This is a genomic window from Gemmatimonadota bacterium (genome assembly GCA_040388535.1).
Taxonomy (GTDB): domain Bacteria; phylum Gemmatimonadota; class Gemmatimonadetes; order Gemmatimonadales; family GWC2-71-9; genus Palsa-1233.
This window is the reverse complement of sequence record JAZKBR010000004.1, coordinates 282,823-302,526: the sequence shown is the minus strand read 5'-3', so window position 1 is coordinate 302,526 and position 19,704 is coordinate 282,823. Positions and strand designations below refer to the sequence as shown.

Annotated in this window: 17 protein-coding genes; all 17 read left to right on the top strand. The window is 66.2% G+C overall.

From position 1 onward, the window contains the following. Positions 1 to 30 precede the first annotated feature (30 nt). Genes alaS through V4558_11240 form a run of 17 tightly spaced genes read left to right on the top strand, consistent with a single transcriptional unit; the run spans position 31 to position 19,703 of the window. Positions 31 to 2,640 carry an alanine--tRNA ligase gene (gene alaS / locus V4558_11320; protein ID MES2306092.1) on the top strand — a complete coding sequence of 870 codons (2,610 nt, stop codon included), beginning with the start codon at positions 31 to 33 and terminating at the stop codon, positions 2,638 to 2,640. Beyond that, complete coding sequence (locus V4558_11315) at positions 2,637 to 2,942, top strand: hypothetical protein (GenBank protein ID MES2306091.1); 306 nt, start codon at positions 2,637 to 2,639, stop codon at positions 2,940 to 2,942. The genes alaS and V4558_11315 overlap by 4 nt, the downstream gene beginning before the upstream one ends. After that, positions 2,939 to 3,694 carry a CpsB/CapC family capsule biosynthesis tyrosine phosphatase gene (locus V4558_11310; protein MES2306090.1) on the top strand — a complete coding sequence of 252 codons (756 nt, stop codon included), beginning with the start codon at positions 2,939 to 2,941 and terminating at the stop codon, positions 3,692 to 3,694. Before V4558_11315 ends, V4558_11310 begins: the two co-directional genes overlap by 4 nt. After that, entirely contained in the window at positions 3,691 to 4,266 is a 576-nt protein-coding gene (locus V4558_11305) for an SIS domain-containing protein (GenBank protein MES2306089.1), read from the top strand. Before V4558_11310 ends, V4558_11305 begins: the two co-directional genes overlap by 4 nt. Continuing rightward, on the top strand, positions 4,263 to 5,015 hold the full coding sequence (locus V4558_11300; GenBank protein MES2306088.1) for an SDR family NAD(P)-dependent oxidoreductase: 753 nt from the start codon (positions 4,263 to 4,265) through the stop codon (positions 5,013 to 5,015). Before V4558_11305 ends, V4558_11300 begins: the two co-directional genes overlap by 4 nt. 19 nt (positions 5,016 to 5,034) lie before the next feature. Next, positions 5,035 to 6,225, top strand: coding sequence for a CCA tRNA nucleotidyltransferase (locus V4558_11295; protein MES2306087.1), 1,191 nt, complete (start codon positions 5,035 to 5,037; stop codon positions 6,223 to 6,225). Continuing rightward, positions 6,222 to 7,523 (top strand): replication-associated recombination protein A, encoded by a 1,302-nt coding sequence (locus V4558_11290; GenBank protein ID MES2306086.1) that lies wholly within the window; start codon positions 6,222 to 6,224, stop codon positions 7,521 to 7,523. Before V4558_11295 ends, V4558_11290 begins: the two co-directional genes overlap by 4 nt. A gap of 22 nt (positions 7,524 to 7,545) precedes the next feature. Continuing rightward, positions 7,546 to 9,543, top strand: a complete 1,998-nt coding sequence (gene asnB / locus V4558_11285; GenBank protein MES2306085.1) for an asparagine synthase (glutamine-hydrolyzing) — start codon at positions 7,546 to 7,548, stop codon at positions 9,541 to 9,543. Further along, entirely contained in the window at positions 9,543 to 10,838 is a 1,296-nt protein-coding gene (locus tag V4558_11280; protein MES2306084.1) for an oligosaccharide flippase family protein, read from the top strand. Before asnB ends, V4558_11280 begins: the two co-directional genes overlap by 1 nt. Then, on the top strand, positions 10,835 to 11,935 hold the full coding sequence (locus V4558_11275) for a glycosyltransferase (protein MES2306083.1): 1,101 nt from the start codon (positions 10,835 to 10,837) through the stop codon (positions 11,933 to 11,935). Before V4558_11280 ends, V4558_11275 begins: the two co-directional genes overlap by 4 nt. Before the next feature lie 17 nt (positions 11,936 to 11,952). Further along, positions 11,953 to 13,122, top strand: a complete 1,170-nt coding sequence (locus tag V4558_11270) for an O-antigen ligase family protein (GenBank protein ID MES2306082.1) — start codon at positions 11,953 to 11,955, stop codon at positions 13,120 to 13,122. After that, entirely contained in the window at positions 13,119 to 14,240 is a 1,122-nt protein-coding gene (locus V4558_11265) for a glycosyltransferase (protein ID MES2306081.1), read from the top strand. Before V4558_11270 ends, V4558_11265 begins: the two co-directional genes overlap by 4 nt. Position 14,241: 1 nt before the next feature. Beyond that, a complete protein-coding gene (locus V4558_11260) occupies positions 14,242 to 15,387 on the top strand; it encodes a glycosyltransferase family 4 protein (GenBank protein MES2306080.1) in 1,146 nt (381 codons plus the stop codon). Next, positions 15,375 to 16,298, top strand: coding sequence for an NAD-dependent epimerase/dehydratase family protein (locus V4558_11255; GenBank protein ID MES2306079.1), 924 nt, complete (start codon positions 15,375 to 15,377; stop codon positions 16,296 to 16,298). Before V4558_11260 ends, V4558_11255 begins: the two co-directional genes overlap by 13 nt. A gap of 11 nt (positions 16,299 to 16,309) precedes the next feature. Continuing rightward, complete coding sequence (locus V4558_11250) at positions 16,310 to 17,386, top strand: glycosyltransferase family 4 protein (GenBank protein ID MES2306078.1); 1,077 nt, start codon at positions 16,310 to 16,312, stop codon at positions 17,384 to 17,386. A 26-nt stretch (positions 17,387 to 17,412) separates the two neighbouring features. Continuing rightward, positions 17,413 to 18,663 carry a GTPase HflX gene (gene hflX / locus V4558_11245; GenBank protein MES2306077.1) on the top strand — a complete coding sequence of 417 codons (1,251 nt, stop codon included), beginning with the start codon at positions 17,413 to 17,415 and terminating at the stop codon, positions 18,661 to 18,663. A 32-nt stretch (positions 18,664 to 18,695) separates the two neighbouring features. Then, positions 18,696 to 19,703, top strand: a complete 1,008-nt coding sequence (locus V4558_11240; GenBank protein MES2306076.1) for an NAD-dependent epimerase — start codon at positions 18,696 to 18,698, stop codon at positions 19,701 to 19,703. The last annotated feature ends 1 nt before the right edge of the window (position 19,704 follow it).

Sequence of the window (19,704 nt, the reverse complement as noted above, 5' to 3'; positions counted from 1 at the left end):
GGATGGCCGCTCTCCCGTTAGATTTTCGGCATGAACGCCTCCCATATTCGCCGATCGTTCCTCGACTTCTTCGCCGCCCGTGGCCATACCGAGGTCCCGTCGTCGTCGCTCGAGCCCAAGGACGACCCGACGCTCCTCTTCACCAACGCCGGCATGGTCCAGTTCAAGCGGACCTTTCTGGGCCAGGACCCTCGCCCGTACCTCCGCGCGACTACCTGCCAGAAGTGCGTTCGCGCCGGCGGCAAGCACAACGACCTCGAGCAGGTGGGCCAGACGCGACGGCATCACACCTTCTTCGAGATGCTCGGCAACTTCTCCTTCGGCGACTATTTCAAGCGCGATGCGATTGCGTTTGCGTGGGAGTTTGTGACCTCACCGAAGTATCTCGGGCTGCCACCAGACCGGCTCCGGGTCACCGTGCACCACACCGACGATGAGGCGCGCGCGCTCTGGCAGGAAATCGCAGGCCTGCCCGCGAGCTCGATCTATGGCCTGGGCGACAAGGACAACTTCTGGCAGATGGGAGACACGGGGCCGTGCGGGCCTTGCTCCGAAATCTTTGTTGACGTGGACTGGAAGCCCGGCGATCCGGCCCGGATTTACACCCAGGCAGAATTCGAAGAGCTCGGTGAGGCCGGTCGTTTTCTCGAGATCTGGAATCTCGTGTTCATGCAGTTCGACCGGAGCGTCGACGGCACCCTGACCCCGCTGCCCAAGCCGAGCGTCGATACCGGCGCCGGCCTCGAGCGGATCACGGCGGTGATGCAGGGCGAAGACGACAACTTCCATACTGACGCGTTCCGCCCGCTGATCGCCGATGTCGAACGGCTCGTTGGTGCGGCCTATCCGGGAGGCCCCGAGGGCACCGGGATTTCCTATCGGGTGCTTGCGGATCACGCGCGCTCGGTCACCTTCCTCTTGCTCGATGGTGTCTACCCCGGCAATGACGGTCGCGGCTTCGTGCTCCGCCGGATCCTTCGCCGCGCGGTCCGTCACGCGTGGTTGCTGGGCCGGCGCGAACCGACGCTGGTCCACATGGTGCCAACCGTCGTGGCGTTGATGGGCGATGCCTACCCCGCGCTGATCACCGAACAGGCGCGCATCGCCGAAGTGATCCTCAAGGAAGAGAAGGGCTTCTTCGATACCATCGACGCGGGACAGGAACGGCTCGACCTGATCTTCGCCAGCGGCGCCAAGACCATCCCCGGCGATGAGGCGTTCCGACTCTTCGACACCTTCGGATTCCCGATCGACCTCACCGAACTGATCGCATCCGAGCACGGCGTGACGGTCGACATCGCCGGCTTCGACGCCGCGATGAAGGAGCAGCGGGAACGGAGCCGGGCCGCACGCGGCAGCGGTGCGGCGGCGAAGGGGGCGGCTGCCCCGGTGATCTCGCTCGGGGATGGTCGCCGATCGCAGTTCATCGGGTACGACTCGCAGGAGGCAGAGACCGAACCGTTGACATCTGCGACCGACGCAGCCGCCGGCGTGATGGTGCTGCGAGAGAGCCCGTTCTATGCAACCTCGGGCGGGCAGACCGCCGACACCGGTGTCGTCACTGGCGAAGGGTGGACCTTCCACGTCGACGACGTGCAGAAGGACGCCGAGGTCGGGCAGCGGCTCATCGGTCGACTCGAAGGAACCTTCGCGCCCGGGCGAGTGCACGCGATGGTCGATGTCACCCGGCGTCACGACATCGAACGCAATCACTCGGCCACGCACCTCGCTCATATGGAGCTGCGGCGCGCGCTGGGCAGTCACGTCCGCCAGCAGGGCTCCCTCGTGGAGCCCGGGCGGCTGCGTTTCGACTTCTCGCATCACGCGCCGATCGAACCGGCACAGCTCAGCGACATCGAGGGTGCGGTCAATGCGATGATCCTCGAGAACGCCACGACCTCGATTCGCGAGATGGCGCTCCCCGATGCGCTCGCACTCGGCGCGATGGCGTTCTTTGCGGACAAGTACGGCGACCTGGTGCGCGTCGTTCAGATCGGCGACTCGATCGAACTCTGCGGCGGGACGCACGTACGGAGCGCCGGAGAAATCGGTCTCTTCCGCTTTGCCTCGCAAGGTGGCGTCGCTGCCGGTGTCCGGCGTGTCGAAGCCACGACGGGGCGCCAGGCCTACGCACACGTCCGCGAGCTGGAAACGCGACTTGCCCGGATCGCGGGTCAGCTGCGGGCGCAGCCTGATCAGCTGGAGCGCAAGCTCGACGCCCTCCTCGCTGAGCGCGAAAAGCTGGAGCTCAAGCTGGCGGAAGCGCTCAAGGGCGGTGGGGGCGGCAGTGCGCGCCAGATCCTCGCGGGCAACATCACGCTGCACGTGAGCAACACGGTTGCAGAAGATCGTGGGCAACTCGGTGAGATTGCCGATGCCTTCCGCAACGAGACCAGGTCGTCCGCAGTGCTCGCGCTGGTGAATCCGGCGGTGCCTTCGGCCGTCTCCTTTGCCGTGACCGACGATCTCATCGCAGGAGGCAAGGACGCCAACGCGCTCATGAAGCTGGTCACGGCGAAGTTCGGCGGCCGGGGCGGGGGACGTCCCACCTTCGCCAGTGGTTCGCTTGCCGTCGACAGTGCCGAGCAGACCGTCGTGGAGCAACTCCCGGGATTGTTGCAGGAGTGGATGGCGCGATGACCCAGGCCGGCGACGATGAATGGCTGACCAGCCATACGACGGGTGCGCCCGCTCGGCTGCGTGAGCAAGTGATAACTCACTTCCGTGCCGCGACTGAGGGCCCGCTGATGTTGCGGCTCGCCGAAGCCGGCGACGCCGCGCTGGCCGCCGCCACCGCGGCGGGGCGCGGTCGCGACACCGCACTCGACCTGCTGGCCGCCGATGCACTGATTACCCTGGCATTGCTCGCGACCGCCGAGCGTTCCCCTGCCACGCTCGCGGATGACGCGGCGATGCTGCGTGTCCGCGCGGGTGTGGCATGATCGATCTCCACGGGCACCTCCTGCCGGGTGTGGATGATGGATCCCGGAGTGTGCAGCAATCGGTGCGCGTGCTGCGCTCGTTTGCGTCGAAGGGAGTCACCAATGTTGCCTGTACCCCGCACCTGCTCGCGTCACGCGCGGGGGATGGCTTCCCGGCGGCCTACGATGTCGCGTGGGCGGCGTTGACGGCTGAGGTGCCGGAAGGGATCACGCTCCACCGTGGCGCGGAGATCATGCTCGATCGGCCGATCCCGGCTGCGGTCGCGGAGCGAAAGGTGACGATCAACGGCACCCGCTATCTCCTGGTTGAGTTTTCGCGAATGGTGCCAGCCGAAATTGTCTCGCGCGCGCTGAGCGATGTGCTGGCCACCGGGCTCGTTCCGATCCTGGCCCATCCGGAGCGCTATTCCTCCTGTTCGGTCGAGACTGTGCGTGCGTGGCGCGACCTCGGCGCGGTGATGCAGATCGACGCCACGACGCTGACCATGCCGCGGTCGCGCGGCGAGCGCGCTCGCGATCTGGTGCGCGAAGGCCTCGCTGACATCCTGGCGGGCGACAATCATGGCGACGAGCGATGCGTGGCCACCGCGCTCGACTGGTTGAGCGAACTTGATGGCGCCGATCAGGCGCTGCTGCTCCTCGATACCAACCCGCGGGCAATTCTCGACGATCAGGCCATTTACGAGGTGGACCCCTTGAAGATCCGGACATCGCTCTGGAGCAAGGTTCGCCGGATGTTCGACGAAGAATGACCGACCAGGAACGCATCGCGAGCGGGCTCCGTGCCCTTGCAACCGTCGCCAATGCCGCAGCGGAGCGGAGCGCCGAGCTGACACCCGTCGTGGCCGCCATGCGACACTGCCTGGCTTCGGGTGGGACGCTCTTCTTCGCTGGCAACGGCGGCTCCGCCGCGGACGCGCAGCACATCGCGGCAGAATACGTCGTGCGCTACCACGCCGGACAGCGACGTGCGCTCCGCGCGATCGCCTTGACGACCGATTCGTCTGTTCTCACGGCGGCTGGGAATGACTTCGGCTTCGACCAGCTCTTTGCACGGCAGCTGTCGGCTCTCGCGCGACCGGGCGACTTGCTCGTGGTGCATAGTACCTCGGGCAACAGTGCCAATTGCATCGAGGCCGTGACCGCGGCGCGTGCCATCGGAGTCACAACCGTTGGTTTCCTCGGACAGGGCGGCGGCGCATTGCGCACGCTGGTCGATCACGCGGTGGTGGTTGCCGATGATCGGGTCAACCACATCCAGGAAATCCACCTTGCCATCCAGCATCAGATTGCCGCGATCCTGACTGGCGAGTTTGGCGCGTGATTTCGCTGGTGGGAAAGCGGGTGCTGGTGACAGGCGGATCGCGCGGAGTCGGACGGGCCACCGCGCTACTCTGTGCCAGCGCCGGGGCGGATGTCGGCATCACCTACCATACCCGTCGGGCCGACGCCGATGCGGTTGCGCGGGCGATCCGGGGCATGGGCCGGCGGGCCTATGTGGGCGGTGGCGACCTGGGCGACCCACAGCGGGTGAGTCAGCTCTTCGCCGAAGTGCAAGCGGCGTTCGGTGGGCTCGATGGTTTTGTCGCGAACCACGGCGTGTGGCCCTCGGCCGAGACGCCGCTGTCGTCGATGGCTCCCGAACGGTGGCGCGCGACGATGCGCACCAATCTTGACGCCGTCTTCCTGACTACGCGCGCCGCCCTGGGTCTGCTCGCGCCCGGAGGGCGAATCGTGATGGTCGGCAGCACGGCCGGCCAGCGCGGCGAAGCGATGCATGCGGATTACGCTGCGTCAAAGGGCGCGATGATGGCCCTGGTGAAGTCACTGGCGGTTGAATGCGCCCCGCAGGTTACCGTGAACTGCGTGGCGCCGGGGTGGATCGATACCGAGATGAGCGCCTCGGCCTTCGTGGCGGATGGCCGCGCTGAGATCGCCCGCTCGATTCCGCTCGAACGGATCGCCACGGTCGACGATGTCGCGGGTCCGATTCTCTTCCTGCTCTCCGATCTCGCGCGGCACATCACTGGCGAGATCCTCAACGTCAACGGCGGCAGCGTACTCTGCGGCTAAGGGGAGGGCGAGCCAGAACATGATGACCCGCTTTCCCGACAGCATCGTCGTTCCTGCGCACGTCGTCGCCATTCTGCGCGTCCTCGAGGATGCCGGGTATGAGACCTGGTGCGTCGGGGGCGCCATTCGGGATGCGCTCCTGGGCGATCAGCACCATCCAGCACAGGATGTCGACCTGGCCACGGCCGCACCGCCGCCGGTCGTGCGCCAGCTCTTCCGTCGCACGATTCCGGTCGGGATCGAGCATGGCACCGTTGGCGTGCTGGATGACGATGGTGACCTCCATGAGGTCACCACTTTTCGGCGCGATGTGCGCACCGACGGCAGGCATGCCGAAGTCGAATTCGGCGTCGATCTCGACGACGATCTTGCCCGTCGCGACTTCACCATCAACGCGATGGCGTACCATCCGCTGCACCACAGTTGGCGTGACCCATTCGGCGGCCTCGAGGACCTGCTGGGCCACCGCATTCGAGCGGTTGGTGACCCGGCGCAACGCTTTCACGAGGATCGACTCCGGATCCTGCGTGCGCTGCGCTTTGCGGCACGTTTCGATTTCACGATCGATCCCGCCACCTGGAGCGCTGCGACGGAGCAGGCGTCGGACACCAGCCATCTCTCCGCCGAACGTGTGCGCGACGAGTGGACCAAGGGGCTCACTACGGCGAGGTCCGCAGCCCATCTCGCGACACTCTGGGTTCGCAGTGGAGTTGCTGCCACCTGGATTCCCGAGTTGCATGCCATCGCGCCGAACGATGAGCGAGTCGACGACCGCGACCCGGTCCTGGTGACTGCCTTTCTTGCCGCGCCTTCCGCCCCCATCTGGCGCCGGCTGAAAGGCTCGACGGCAGAGATTCGTCGCGCCGAGGGGATCGACCGCGGACCGCGCGCGCCCAGCACGCCCGAGCCCAATGTCGTGCGACGCTGGCTCGCCGACACCGGGCCGGCTGCCGATGATCTCGCTCACCTTGCGGCTTGGCGTGACGAGGCCGCCACGCCATGGCTCGCGACGATTGCGGGAATCCTGGCGCGCGGTGAACCCACGCATCGTGGCGCGCTGGCTGTCGACGGCGCCCAGTTGCTCGAGGCCGGCTTCCCGAGCGGGCCGCGCGTGGGCCGCGTGATCGCCGCTCTGCTCGACGCCGTGCTCGAAGATCCCTCGCTCAACACGCGTGAACAATTGCTGGCACTTGCGCGGAGCGTGGCATGAGCGAGTCGCTCTTCGCTCCGCTGGAGCCGTTGGCTGCGCGGATGCGACCACGGCGTCTTGAGGACTTCGTCGGACAGCAGCACCTGCTGGCACCCGGGAAACCTCTCGGCGACGCGATCCGTCGCGGCGATGTGGGGAGCACGATCCTCTGGGGACCACCGGGGACCGGGAAGACCACGCTCGCCCGTCTCGTCGCGCGTCACACCGATCGCCAATTCGTTCCACTCAGTGCGGTCACGGAAGGCGTGCCACGGCTGCGGGAGTTGATCAAGGAGGCGGAGGACCGTCGGCGCATTGGCCGCGGAACGATTCTGTTCTGCGACGAGATTCATCGCTTCAATCGCGGGCAGCAGGACGCGCTCCTCCCCGCGGTGGAACAAGGCGTCGTGACCCTGATCGGTGCGACGACGGAGAACCCGTCATTCGAACTCAACGGCGCGCTACTATCGCGCTGTCGGGTCTGGGTCCTTGAGGCGCTCGCGCCGGCCGACCTGCGACAGGTGATCGATCGGGCCCTCGGAGATCGTGACAACGGTCTGGGAAGACTCGAGATCACGATGCCTGATGAGGCCCGGGATGTGCTTTCCGAAGTCGCGGACGGCGATGCGCGCCGCGTGCTCACGGTGCTCGAAGCGGCGGCACAGCAGGTGGGGAGCGGCGGTGTCATCACGAGGGAGATCGCGCTCGAAGCCCTGGCACGGCGTGTCGCCGTCTTCGACAAGAACCGCGAGCAGCACTACGACCTCGTATCGGCCTTGCACAAGTCCGTGCGCGGCAGTGACCCGCAGGCCGCCCTCTACTGGCTTGCCCGGATGATGGCCGGCGGGGAAGATGGGCTCTACGTTGCGCGCCGACTGATTCGCATGGCATCGGAAGACATCGGTCTCGCGGAACCGGCCGCCCTTGGCGTGACGATCGCGGCGCGAGATGCCTGGCAGATGCTGGGAAGTCCCGAGGGCGATCTCGCGTTGGCGGAGGCGACGGTCTATCTCGCCACCGCGCCCAAGTCGAACCGGGTCTATCTGGCGTGGGGCGCCGCGCAGGAAGCGGCCGCAACAACGCCCGCCGCTCCGGTACCGCTTCATATCCGTAACGCACCAACCAAGCTGATGAAGGAACTCGGCTACGGCGCCGGTTATCGCTACGCGTTCGATTCGCCGGCGGGTTACCTGCCGCAGAGCTATCTCCCGGAAGAAGTCGGGGCCCGGCAGTTCTACGAGCCGGGTGCCTTTGGCCACGAAAAGCGGATTGCCGAGCGACTTCGCTGGTGGCAGGAGCGCGCCGAAGCAGACGGCTGAACCAGCTTGAGATCAAGCTTCGATGGAATGGGCCGATAGTTGGTCGATTCTTCAATTTCCCCCGCACCCCCGGACCCCAATGTGCGGCATCGCAGGATTCTGGCAGGCTGAGGGCGCAGGGGACGGAGCGCAGAGCGTCATCCAGCGGATGACCGACGCGATCCGTCATCGCGGCCCCGACGGCGAGGGACACTGGCTCGATGCCGAAGCGGGCGTCGTGCTCGGGCACCGTCGGCTCTCCATCCTCGATCTGTCGCCGCAGGGCGCGCAGCCGATGGTGTCGCCGAGCGGCCGCTATGTCGTCACGTTCAACGGCGAATTCTACAACTGGCGGGAGCTGCGTGCCGAAGAGGATCGCCACGGCGCGAGCTGGCGTGGCCACTCCGATACCGAAGTCTTCCTGGCACTGTGTGACCGGCTTGGCGTGGCGGCAGCAGTGGCGAGTTCTGCGGGAATGTTTGCGATGGCGATCTGGGATCGCCAGGAACGGACTCTCACGCTCGCGCGTGATCGTGTCGGGGAGAAGCCGCTCTACTATGGCTGGTGCAACGGCGTCCTGCTGTTCGGTTCGGAGCTGAAGGCCCTCAGGCAACACCCGGCGTGGCACGGCACCATCGATCGCGGCGCACTGACGCTTTATTTCCGTCACAGCTATATCCCGGGCCCCTACAGTATCTACGAAAATGTTCGCAAGCTGCCCCCCGGGACGCTGGTGACCTTTCGTGCCGACGCCGAGCGCTGGCCCGTTCCGGCTGCGTACTGGTCCGCACGGAGCGTGGCGGCGCAGGGTCGAGGCACCCTGCTGCGCGGGAGCCCGGACGCGGTGGCCGACGAGGTGGAGCAGGTGCTGTCGCGGGTGATCGGTGAGGAGATGGTCGCCGATGTTCCGCTCGGCGCGTTCCTCTCGGGTGGCATAGACTCATCGCTCATTGTGGCGCTGATGCAGGCGCAGAGCAGTCGCCCGGTGAGGACCTTCACCGTCGGTTTCCACGAGGCCGCGTTCAATGAGGCCGACCACGCCAGGGCGGTCGCGGCACACCTCGGCACCGACCACACCGAGCTCTACCTGAGTGCGCGCGACGCGCTCGACGTGGTACCCGCGCTGGCCACGATGTTCGACGAACCGTTCGCCGACTCCTCGCAGCTGCCGACCTTTCTGGTCGCGCGGATGGCGCGACAGCACGTCACGGTGTCGCTCTCGGGGGATGGGGGCGATGAGGCCTTTGGTGGCTACAATCGTTACCTCTTCGCCTCCCATTCATGGCAGCGGCTCCGTCGCCTTCCGCCACCGGTGCGCGGACTGCTCTCCGGCATGCTCGACCTCTTGCCTGCCAAGCGCTGGGACGGCGTGATCGATCGACTCGGTCTCGCGCGATTCGGCCTCAATGGTGATCGAGTGCACACCATCGCCGATATCCTTCGCCGACCGCTCACGCAATCCAACTACTATCGCTATCTCGTGTCACAGTGGAAGGAACCGATGAGCCTGGTGCGGGGTGGCAGCGAACCGGCCACGCTCCTCGCCGAAGCGTCCCTCGATGGCGCGAGTGATTTCGTTGGCGCGATGATGGTGGCCGATCAGCTCACCTATCTGCCCGACGATATTCTGTGCAAGGTCGACCGGACTGCCATGGCCGTATCGCTGGAGTCCAGGGCGCCGTTCCTGCACCATGAAGTTCTTGCTGTGGCCGCCCGGATTCCTGCCGACCAGCGGATTGTCGATGGCGCCGGGAAGGCGGTGCTTCGGCGGTTATTGGCCCGGCGGATGCCTCGCGCACTCTTCGAACGGCCCAAGCGCGGCTTTGCAATTCCTCTCGCCGAATGGCTGCGCGGTCCACTGCGGGGGGAGATGGACCATCTCACCCGGCTCGAAGGAACACCACTCGGGGAGTACCTCGAGCCCGCGGTGGTACGTCGCGTCGTGCAGGAACATCTGTCGAGCAACCGGAACCGGCAATACGCACTCTGGCCGGTGATGATCTTCGACCGCTGGCTGGCCGCGCAGGAACACCACAGCTGATGGGCAGCGAACGACAGGCCGTCCGTCAGCTTGCCGGCAGGGCTTCCCTGGTCCTTATCGGCTCGGGCGGCGCCGCAGTACTGTCCCTGGTGGGCCAGGTGCTGATTGCGCGTCGGCTCGGCGCCGGCGTGTACGGTGACTACACCTACACCCTCTCATGGATCGCGATGCTTGGCCTCTTCACGGCCGTCGGCATTCCGGCCGCATCGATGCGGTTCGTGGCGCAGTACCGTGCGACGAACGAGACCGAGCGATTGTCCGTCTACCGCGGTTGGTCCTTGTCGGTGGTCACGCTCTGCAGTGCTGCGGTGTCGCTCCTCGTCGTGGTCGCAGTGTCGCTCTGGCCTCGCCCGCTCGCCGACGGATTGCGAAGCGCAATCCTGGCCGGTGCGCTCTTGCTCACCGTCAATACGGTGTTGCAAGTGGTGGGCTCGCACCTGCAGGGGCTCGGGCGCGCCGCCACCAGCAACGCAATTCTCGGAGTGGTGCGCGGCGCGTCGTTTGTGCTGGTCGTCTGGCTTGCCGTTCCGGGGACCATCGCCTCGGCGGGTGGAGTGCTGGTGGCCAATGCCGTCACCGCCGGCATTGCGCTGCTCGTGGTCGTACTTGTCTCGCAACGGCTCTTTGGCAGTGCACCGCGCTTTCGAGGCTTTCGACTCGCGGGCGAAGATGGCTGGCTCAGGACTTCGCAGCATCTCCTGCTGGTGGGCGCCGCCCAGGTCGTGCTTGCGAGCACGGACACCATTCTCCTGGGCCTGATCCGCGGGACCTCCGAGTCGGGACCGTATGTGGCATCGAGCCAGCTGGCCGGGGCGATCGGTGTTGGTGTCGCGGCGCTCAGCAGTATCGTGGCGCCGGGGATCGCATCGCACTGGGCGCAGGGCGACCGTGACGGAACACGGGCACTGGTCCGTCGAGGCCGTAATCTCCTGCTGGTCTTCGCCGTCATCACCGCGATCGTACTCGCCTTCGCCGCTCCAATGCTGCTCGGCATCTTCGGGAAGGAGTTTCGTGGCTCGGTCGCGGTACTGCGGATCCTGCTGATCGGCCAGGTCATCCTCAGCGCGAACTTCGCCGCCGGTTTCCTGCTCACCATGACAGGACACGAACGAACAGCCTCCCGACTGATCGCTGGGATGGCGCTGCTCAACCTGATCCTGAACGCGTTGCTGATCCCCAGGTTCGGTGCGGTGGGCGCTGCAACGGCCACGATGCTCGCGGTGAGCACCCGCGCCACGCTGCTGGCCCGCGCCTCGAAGGAAGTGCTGGCAGGTCGCGGGGAAGTGCTGCGATGAGTGTCCGCCCGCTTCGGATCCTGGCGGTCGTTCCGTCGCTGGGCGTCGGCGGCGCCGAACGCGTCCTGACGACGCTCTCGGAGATATGGGTCGCGAGCGGCCACACAGTCCTGATCGCAACCCTCGGGGACGAGCCGAATGCTGCGTTCGTCCCGCCGGCTGCGGTCGAAGTTGTGGCGTTACGGGTGGCGGGAGACTCATCGGGGGTGTGGCAGGGCATCTCGAACAACCTGCGGCGTGTGGGGGCGATCTCGACGCTGATCGCGGAGTGGCGTCCCTCCGTCGCCGTGGGGTTCACCACGCATGCATCGATCCTCACTGCATTCGCGGCGGCGCACCAGGGGGTCCCCTGCGTTGTGACGGAGCGGAACTTCCCCCCGAGCAATCCGATTGGAGCGGTCTGGTCAACCCTGAGACGGGTGGCCTATCGTCGCGCGACGATCATCGCGATGCAGACCGAGCGTGCTGCGGCCTGGGCGAGGAAAGAGTGGGACGCGGAGCGGGTCGTCGTGGTGCCAAATCCCCTCACGGGCGACCTGCTCCGAGAACCCCACAGTGATGGTCGCTCGAAAACCATCGTGTTCCTCGGGCGGCTCGCACCGGTGAAGCGCCCACTCGATGCCATCACGACCTTTGCCGAGTCGACGCTTGCCCCCTGGCGGCTCCAGATTGTCGGCGATGGGCCATTGCGGGACGCGGGCCATGCGCTTGCGGTATCACTCGGCGTCGCCGACAGGATCGACTGGCTTGGCGTGCGGAGCGACGTCGGGGATCTGCTTCGGGCATCTGCGATCGCACTATTTACCTCAAGCACCGAGGGCTTCCCGAACGGTCTCCTCGAAGCCATGGCTGCAGGGTGTGCGGTGGTGAGCACCGACTGTCCGGCGGGGCCGGCTGAACTGCTGCTCGACGGCGAGTGCGGCCTGCTTGCGCCGGTTGGTGAACCCGCGATGCTCGGGTCGGCAATCAGAAGCCTGATCGAGGATCCCGGGTTCCGTACTCGACTGGGACAGTCAGCGCGGGCTCGCGCTCTGGATTTCGCGCCGATTGTCGTGGGGCAGCAGTGGGAAGACGTACTGCAACGGGCAGTCCCATGACGGGGCATCCCCACGCTGTGGCTCAGCGTACGCCTGCTTACCGGAATGCGCTCGCGGTACTTGCCGTCGCCCTGTTCTGGTCGGGATTGCTGGTCTTCCTGACCGTGCGCGGCGTGAATCCGGTGCCCCCCTTCATCTTTTCGATCGCGCTGACGATCGCTGCAACGCCCTTCCTGCTGTCTCCAGTCACCCTCGCCATGCTCTTTCGCCATGAGCTCGCGTTCTGGGCGCTCGGGTATCTGTTGCTCGGTGCGATCAGCCTGATCTTCGGCTTTCAGGGACCGTCGGGAATTGCGGCGATGCGGGAGCGCGTCACGATGACGCTCTTCCTCTTCACGATGGTCGGCATACTGAGCCATCCGGCGGTCCACCGGCGGTGCGGCCTCTTCCTGGCCTACGGCGGGCTGGTAACGGTCGTGCTCGGCGCCGTGGATCTGCTGCGCCCGCTGACTTTCAGCTCGGTCATCGGTCGTGCGGCGGGGCTCTACATCAATCCGAACATCGCCGCCGTCGCGCTGATCACCTCGGTCCTCGCGGCGGCGGCCACCGTCCGGCGCGGCCGCGAAGTACTGATCACGGTGCTGGTTCTCGGCAGCGCCATGACGCTGTCTCGCGGCGGTCTCCTGGTGATGGGAGTGGTCGCGGTCATGCTGCTCTGGACTGGCCGGATCCGGGTCCGCTGGCTCGTGGCAGCGATCGCTGCGATGGCCCTCATCCTGACCGTGACCGGGCTCTGGGAGGATGTCTCGCGGAATATCTCGCAGTCGTCGCTGATGGCCGAGCGACTACGAGTCCTGACCGAAGGCTCGAGCGGAGTGAGCAATGCCTTCGACGATGTCAGCACCAATGAGCGCACCGCGGCCGCCGCGCTCGCCTGGCAACTCTTTCTGGCCCATCCGTTTCTTGGCGCAGGAATTGGTGCGACAACCGACTGGGCGCTGAGCTTTTCGACTCACAACATCTACCTGCGCCACCTCGCCGAGCACGGTGTGCTGGGGATCTGGATCTACCCCGTCTTCGCCTGGGCCGTGGCCCATCGGGCGCCCAAGGTGATTCGCTGGCCGACGGCGGTGGCGATTCTCCTCCTCGGGCTGATTTCGCACAACACCCTCGACGAGTGGCCGATCCTCCTCTTCGCTGCCTGGTGTGCGGCTACGCCACCACTACCGCTGGAGCGGGCGACGTGAAAGTCCTGCACGTGATCGGCTCGCTTGCCCCGGGTGGGGCCGAGCGCACCCTCGCGCGCCTGGTGGCTTCGCCCACCGAGAACGTGGTGCACGAGATCATCACCTTCCAGGCCAGTGGGTGGCTCGAGCAGCGCGTCCGCGAGGCCGGAGTCACGGTGCGAACGGTACCACTGCGCGGTCGTGACCTGCGGCGGGGACTCGCCCAGCTCCGGGCCGAGATCATCGCGAGCGACGCCGACGTGCTGCACCCCTGGATGCACCATAGTTGCGTGCTGACCACGCTCGCGGCACCTGCGGGAATGCCTGTCGTCTGGGGAATCCGGACCATGGCGCAGCCGTGGCGCGAACGCGCAAGCACGACTGCGGCGATGCTGGCAAGTATTGTCGCGGCGCGCCGTGCATCGGCCATCGTGTACAACAGTCATGCGGCAGAACGGAGTCATCGGCGAATCGGCTATCCGGCAGCGAGTGGGGTCGTCGTCCACAACGGTTACGATAGTGAAAGGCTCCAGGCGACTGCTGTCGAGACCGCTGCGTGGCGCGCGGCGAACGAGGTGCCCGGCGACGCGCCGTTGCTGATGCAGGTCGGCCGCTTCCACCCAGTGAAGGGGCATCGCTTCCTGCTTCAGGTGCTCCAGAATCGCGAGGTCCTCGGCCCCGGATGGCATCTCGCGTTCGTCGGCCGCCCCGACGGCGTAGACGAAGCGGAACTTCGCGCGGCAGCGGCAACGGCCGGGCTTGCCGGGCGGTTCCATCTCGTCGCCGAAAGCGATGACGTGCGGGTGCCGCTCGCGGCCGCGGACCTCGTCGTCGTCCCATCGTTGTGGGGTGAGAGCTTCCCGAATGCGGTGGCTGAGGCGATGTGCTGCGGTACCACCGTGGTCGCCGCCGATCTCGGTGATACCCGGCAGATCGTGAATGGCTGCGGCACCGTAGTCCGAGCGGGCGACCGTGCGGCGTGGGCGGACGCGCTCGGGCGGGTGACTCGCTCACACGATCTCGACGCACTCGGTCGTGCCGCCCGAGATCGCATCGCTCGCGAATTCTCGTTGCACGCCTTCACGGAGCAGTACGCGGCAGTGCTCGATCGCGCGGCGATGCGCGGGGCACGTCGCTAAGATGCCGAACGCCGGCGCGTCAGGCACCGTCCTGCTGGTGGTTACCGAAGACTGGTACCTCGCCAGCCATCGCCTGCCACTCGTCAGAGCGGCGGTCGCCGACGGATGGCGTGTGGTTGCCGCGACTCGAGTCCGCGAGCACGCGAGTCTCATCGCAGCTGCCGGTGCGGAAGTCGTGGCAGTGCCGATGGCGCGCGAAAACCGGGGCCTTGGCGCCGAGTGGGCGGCGATGTCAGCTCTGACGAGGCTCTATCGCGAGTATCGCCCTGATATTGTGCATCATGTCGGCATCAAGCCGATGTTGTATGGTGGCTGGGCCGCACGGCAGGCGGGTATCAGGCGCGTTGTCCAGGCATTTGCGGGACTTGGGCACCTCTATACCGAGGGCGGTGCTTCTCCGGCGAAGCGATTTCTGCTCGAGCAGTTGCTGCGGCCGGTGACCAGAGGCCCCTGCACGATGGTCCTGGTGCAGAACGATGATGATGGTGCCGTCCTGCTCCGTCGCCGGATGACGACACCGAACCGGTTGCGTACGATTCGCGGGAGCGGTGTCGATCTCGAGCGCTTCAATCCTTCGCCGCTACCGGGTGGTACTCCGCTCGTCGTGTTGCCGGCCCGAATGCTGGTAACCAAAGGCGTCCGTGAGTTCGTGGCCGCCGCTCGCGAGTGCCGTGCAGCGGGGGTGCCTGCCCGTTTCGTCCTTGCCGGTCGACGCGACGATGCGAATCCGGATGCGCTCGCAGCGTCGGAGCTTGCGACGTGGGTGGCGGAGGGCGCCGTCGAATGGCTCGACCACGTCAACGACATGCCATCACTACTGCAGCGGGCCACTCTTGTCGTGCTCCCCAGCTATCGCGAGGGAATGCCGAAGGCGCTGCTCGAAGCTGCCGCAGCTGGCCGACCGATCATCACCACTGCAGTTCCGGGCTGCCGAGAGGTGGTCGCAGATGGAGTCAACGGTCTTCTGGTGCCGCCGCGAGATGGAGCCGCGCTCGCCGCGGCGATCCGGTCGTTGCTCGGCGACTCGGCCCGGCTTCAGTCAATGGGTGCGGCGGGGCGGCGTCGCGCCGAGGCTGAGTTTTCCGACCAGATCGCCGGGACCCGCGCCGTTGCGCTCTACCGTGAGTTGATGCAATGCTCGGCGTAACTGGCGCCGACGGCTTCGTCGGCACTGCGCTCTCGGCCGAGGCGAGTCGGCGCGGAATTACCGTCGCGCAGATCACCCGCCGTGGTGGCAAGGGGAAGCGGGCCATGGGCGATCTGGCGGAAGCCAGCTTCGACCCGACGTTGTTTGCGGGCGTCGAGACGGTCATTCACTGCGCCGCGATGGTGCACGTAATGGATTCCACCGGTACCGCCGATGCACAGGCGTTCCGCCGCATCAACTGTAGCGGCACTCTCGCCCTCGCTCGTGCAGCGCTCACGGCCGGGGTTCGGCGCTTCGTCTTCATCTCGACCGTCAAGGTGCTCGGGGAGCGAACCACCGGCCGCCCCTTCTCACACGATGACCCGCTCGCACCTGCCGATGCGTACGCGGCATCCAAGGCCGAAGCAGAGGTTGGCTTGCGCGAGCTGGTACTGGGAAGCACGATGGAGCTGGTGATCGTTCGCCCGCCGCTGGTGCACGGCCCCGGTGCGGGAGGAAACCTCGCAATGCTGTTGCGGTTGCTCAGATGGCGGATACCGTTGCCACTCGCGGCGATCAGGAATCGCCGCGCAGTGCTCGGGATCGAGAATCTTGTCGACGCGTTGCTCAAGGCCTCGATGGCGCCCGGCGCGGCCGGGCAGGTGCTGCTGCTGCGAGACGAACCCTTGCTGAGCACGCCGGAAATCGCTCGCGCTTTGGCGGACGGAGCAGGAAGTCGCGCACTCCTCTGGCCTTTGCCCGAGCGATGGCTTCGGGGCGCGGCCCGCGCCCTCGGCCGTGAGGCGTATGCAGGACGAGTGCTCGATTCGCTCGAGGTGTCGCTCGAGCACACCACTGCGATGACCGGGTGGGTGCCGCGGCTCTCGGCGCGAGATGGCTTGCGACGTGTCGCGCGCGACGGAGGCGAGTGATCATGGGTGCAATGCTCGGCATTGTGGCGGTGACGGCTGTCGTGACTTTTGTCACGGTGCTCCTGATGCTCGTCGTCGGTGGCGAAGCGTTGCTCGACAAGCCCAATGCCCGGAGTTCGCATCTCGTTGCCACCCCTCGCGGGGGTGGGCTCGGGATCTGGCTCGGGCTGATCGCAGGGAGCCTCGTGTGGTGGCGCTTTCAGGATGACGCGGGAGATCTTCCCCCGGTCGCGGTCATGCTGGTGGTGGCGATCGTGACCGTTGTCTCCTTTCTCGATGACCTCTATTCGCTGCCGTACCGGCTCCGGCTGCTGGTGCAGGCCGCAGCGACCGTGATGCTCCTCTGGGTCGTTGGCCCCTTCGAAGTGGTGATGATTCCCCTCCTCGGGCTCTACTGGGTGCCCCTGTCGGGCTTGCTGCTGTCGGTCTTCTGGTGTCTCGCGCTCACCAACGCCTACAACTTTCTCGATGGCATCGACGGTATCGCCGCGACCCAGGGGCTCGTCGGGGGGCTGGCGTGGGGCATGATCGGGTATGGGATCCATCAGCCGACCATCACCCTCCTGGGGCTGATGATCTCGGCCGGGTGTGCCACCTTTCTCTGGTTCAACTGGCATCCGGCCCGGATCTTCATGGGCGACGTGGGCAGCGCCACGCTGGGGATGCTCTTCGCGACAATACCCCTGGTCGCGAGTGCCCTGACGCATCGTGCGGGCTGGGCTGCGCCCGCCGGAGTCCTCATTGTGTGGCCATTTCTCTTTGATGCCGGGGTCACCATGCTGCTGCGGCTGGGGCGTGGTGAAAACATTTTTGAGGGCCATCGGAGTCATTACTACCAGCGCCTCGTGCTGGCGGGGTGGAGTCATCGCCGCACTGCACGCCTCTATGGTCTGCTCGCCCTGGCGACGGGTGCGGGGGCGGTCGGGCTGGCGGGGGAGAGCGTGCTCGGGGGCGTGCTCGCCTGGGTTGCAGTCATCGTCACCTGCGTGACCCTCCCGGCACTCGTACAGCAGGCCGAACGACAGGCGCGCGCGGGGCTATCTTCTGACATCCCGACCATATCTGGAGCGATCACATCCGGTCACTGATTGACGTCATTCCCCCTCGCGAACGTGTGATCCTCGTTGCCGCGCCGCGGAAAGGCAGTCCCGACGCGCAGAAGATGGAGGAGCATCTCGCGGAACTGGGCCGGCTGGTCGACACCGCGGGTGCCGATGTCGCGGCGATCCTCACGCAGCAGCTGGCGACCGCGAGCGCCTCCACCTTGATCGGCGAAGGGAAAGTCGAGGAGCTGCGCCTGCTGGTGAAGTCGGCCAACGCCACGCTCATCATCTTCGACGAGGAGCTGACACCGGCGCAGGGCCAGTCGCTGGAGGAAATTCTCGGCACCCGGGTGATGGATCGCGCGGAACTGATCCTCGACATCTTCGCCACGCGAGCCCGGACCCACGAAGCCAAGTTGCAGGTGGAGCTGGCGCAGCTGCAGTACATGCTGCCGCGGCTCACGCGGATGTGGACGCACCTGTCACGAACCCGCGGGGGCATCGGCTTGCGTGGCCCTGGTGAAACCCAGCTCGAGACCGACCGCCGGATGATCCGCCAGAAGATCTCGCTGCTCCGGGAGAAGCTCCTCGACGTCGCGCGTCACCGCGAGACGATCCGCGCTGGCCGATCGCCGATGCTCTCGGCTGCCCTCGTGGGCTACACCAACGCCGGCAAGTCCAGCATCCTGCGCGCGCTCTCCGGGGAACACGAGATTTTTGTCGAGGATCGGCTCTTTGCCACCCTCGATACGCTGACGCGAGAGGTCGACCTCGGTGACAACCTGCGAGTGCGTCTGAGCGACACGGTGGGATTCATCCGGAAGCTGCCGCACCATCTGGTCGCTTCGTTCCGCGCCACGCTGGAGGAGGCCGGGTCGTCCGATCTGCTCTTGCATGTCAGTGATGCCTCGCATCCCGAGTGGGAGGATCACCTGGATACCGTGCACGAAGTGCTGTCGGAGCTGGGCCTTTCCGAGCGGCCGACGCTGGTCGTGTTCAACAAGCTCGATGCGCTCGAGGATCCGTCCGCCTTCGCGGCCAGGGCCCGCGAGCGGTACCCTGACGCGATCTTCACGACCACGATGCGCACCGACGGCCTCTTCCCACTCAAGGCCGAACTGCGGGGCAGGGCAGAGGCGGTCCGGCCGGTGGTACGCGTCCTGCTGAGTCCAGGGGACGGGAAGCGTCTCGGAATGCTCCACCGGGTTGGCGACGTGCTGGGGCAATCGCTCGATGGCGACTTGCTGGCCGTGACGGTGCGGCTCGAGCCGTGGCGCACAGAACAACTCCGCCGGGATGGCATCGACGTTTCCCCGGCCTGACCTGCAACTGACCTGCCCATCGGACGAGGCACATGAAGCATCTGGTTACTGGCGCAGCCGGATTCATCGGCTACCACACGAGCGAAAAACTGCTGGCCCGCGGCGATGAAGTCGTCGGTCTCGACAACCTCAACTCCTACTACGATCCGACGCTGAAACAGGCGCGGCTCGAGCGGCTGCGTCGCCATCCCAATTTCCGCTTCGTGCAGATCAATCTCGAGGATCAGTCGGCCATGGACGCGCTCTTCCGGGCCGAACGTTTTCCGCGCGTGATTCATCTCGCGGCACAGGCGGGCGTCCGCTATTCGGTGACCCATCCGCACGCGTACATCCAGAGCAACGTGATGGGCTTTCTCCATGTGCTCGAGGGGTGCCGGCATTTCGGGGCTGAGCATCTCACCTTTGCCTCGACTTCGTCGGTCTACGGGCTCAATACGGCGATGCCATTTTCGGTGCACCAGAACGTCGACCACCCGGTCTCGCTCTATGCCGCGACCAAGAAGGCCAACGAGCTGATGGCCCATTCCTACGCCCATCTCTACGACCTGCATGCCACGGGGCTGCGCTTCTTCACGGTCTATGGGCCGTGGGGTCGCCCGGACATGGCGCTCTTCCTCTTTACCAAGGCGATTCTCGAGGGGCGTCCGATCGACGTCTTCAACCACGGCAAGATGCAGCGCGATTTCACCTACGTGGCGGACATCGTTGAAGGCGTCGTGCGAGCGTCGGATCGCATCGCCCGACCGAACCCCGACTGGGACTCGGTGCATCCCGATCCCGCGACCAGTCCGGCGCCCTACCAGCTGTACAACATTGGCAACAGTGCCCCGAACGAGCTCATGGAACTCATCGGCGCCCTTGAGGCCAACCTGGGGAAGGTTGCGGAGAAGAACTTCCTGCCGATGCAGCCCGGCGACGTCCCGGCGACCTACGCGGATGTCACGGATCTGTCCCGCGACTGCAGTTTTCACCCCGGAACGCCGATAACCGTCGGCGTGGCACGATTCGTCGAGTGGTATCGGGAGTACTACGGGGCCTGAG

Bases quoted from the DNA above. Each gene is read 5' to 3' on its own strand.
- alaS (MES2306092.1), top strand. From the start codon at position 31: ATGAACGCCTCCCATATTCGCCGATCGTTCCTCGACTTCTTCGCCGCC.
- V4558_11315 (MES2306091.1), top strand. From the start codon at position 2,637: ATGACCCAGGCCGGCGACGATGAATGGCTGACCAGCCATACGACGGGT.
- V4558_11310 (MES2306090.1), top strand. From the start codon at position 2,939: ATGATCGATCTCCACGGGCACCTCCTGCCGGGTGTGGATGATGGATCC.
- V4558_11305 (MES2306089.1), top strand. From the start codon at position 3,691: ATGACCGACCAGGAACGCATCGCGAGCGGGCTCCGTGCCCTTGCAACC.
- V4558_11295 (MES2306087.1), top strand. From the start codon at position 5,035: ATGATGACCCGCTTTCCCGACAGCATCGTCGTTCCTGCGCACGTCGTC.
- V4558_11290 (MES2306086.1), top strand. From the start codon at position 6,222: ATGAGCGAGTCGCTCTTCGCTCCGCTGGAGCCGTTGGCTGCGCGGATG.
- asnB (MES2306085.1), top strand. From the start codon at position 7,546: ATGGAATGGGCCGATAGTTGGTCGATTCTTCAATTTCCCCCGCACCCC.
- V4558_11280 (MES2306084.1), top strand. From the start codon at position 9,543: ATGGGCAGCGAACGACAGGCCGTCCGTCAGCTTGCCGGCAGGGCTTCC.
- V4558_11275 (MES2306083.1), top strand. From the start codon at position 10,835: ATGAGTGTCCGCCCGCTTCGGATCCTGGCGGTCGTTCCGTCGCTGGGC.
- V4558_11260 (MES2306080.1), top strand. From the start codon at position 14,242: ATGCCGAACGCCGGCGCGTCAGGCACCGTCCTGCTGGTGGTTACCGAA.
- V4558_11255 (MES2306079.1), top strand. From the start codon at position 15,375: ATGCTCGGCGTAACTGGCGCCGACGGCTTCGTCGGCACTGCGCTCTCG.
- V4558_11250 (MES2306078.1), top strand. From the start codon at position 16,310: ATGCTCGGCATTGTGGCGGTGACGGCTGTCGTGACTTTTGTCACGGTG.
- V4558_11240 (MES2306076.1), top strand. From the start codon at position 18,696: ATGAAGCATCTGGTTACTGGCGCAGCCGGATTCATCGGCTACCACACG.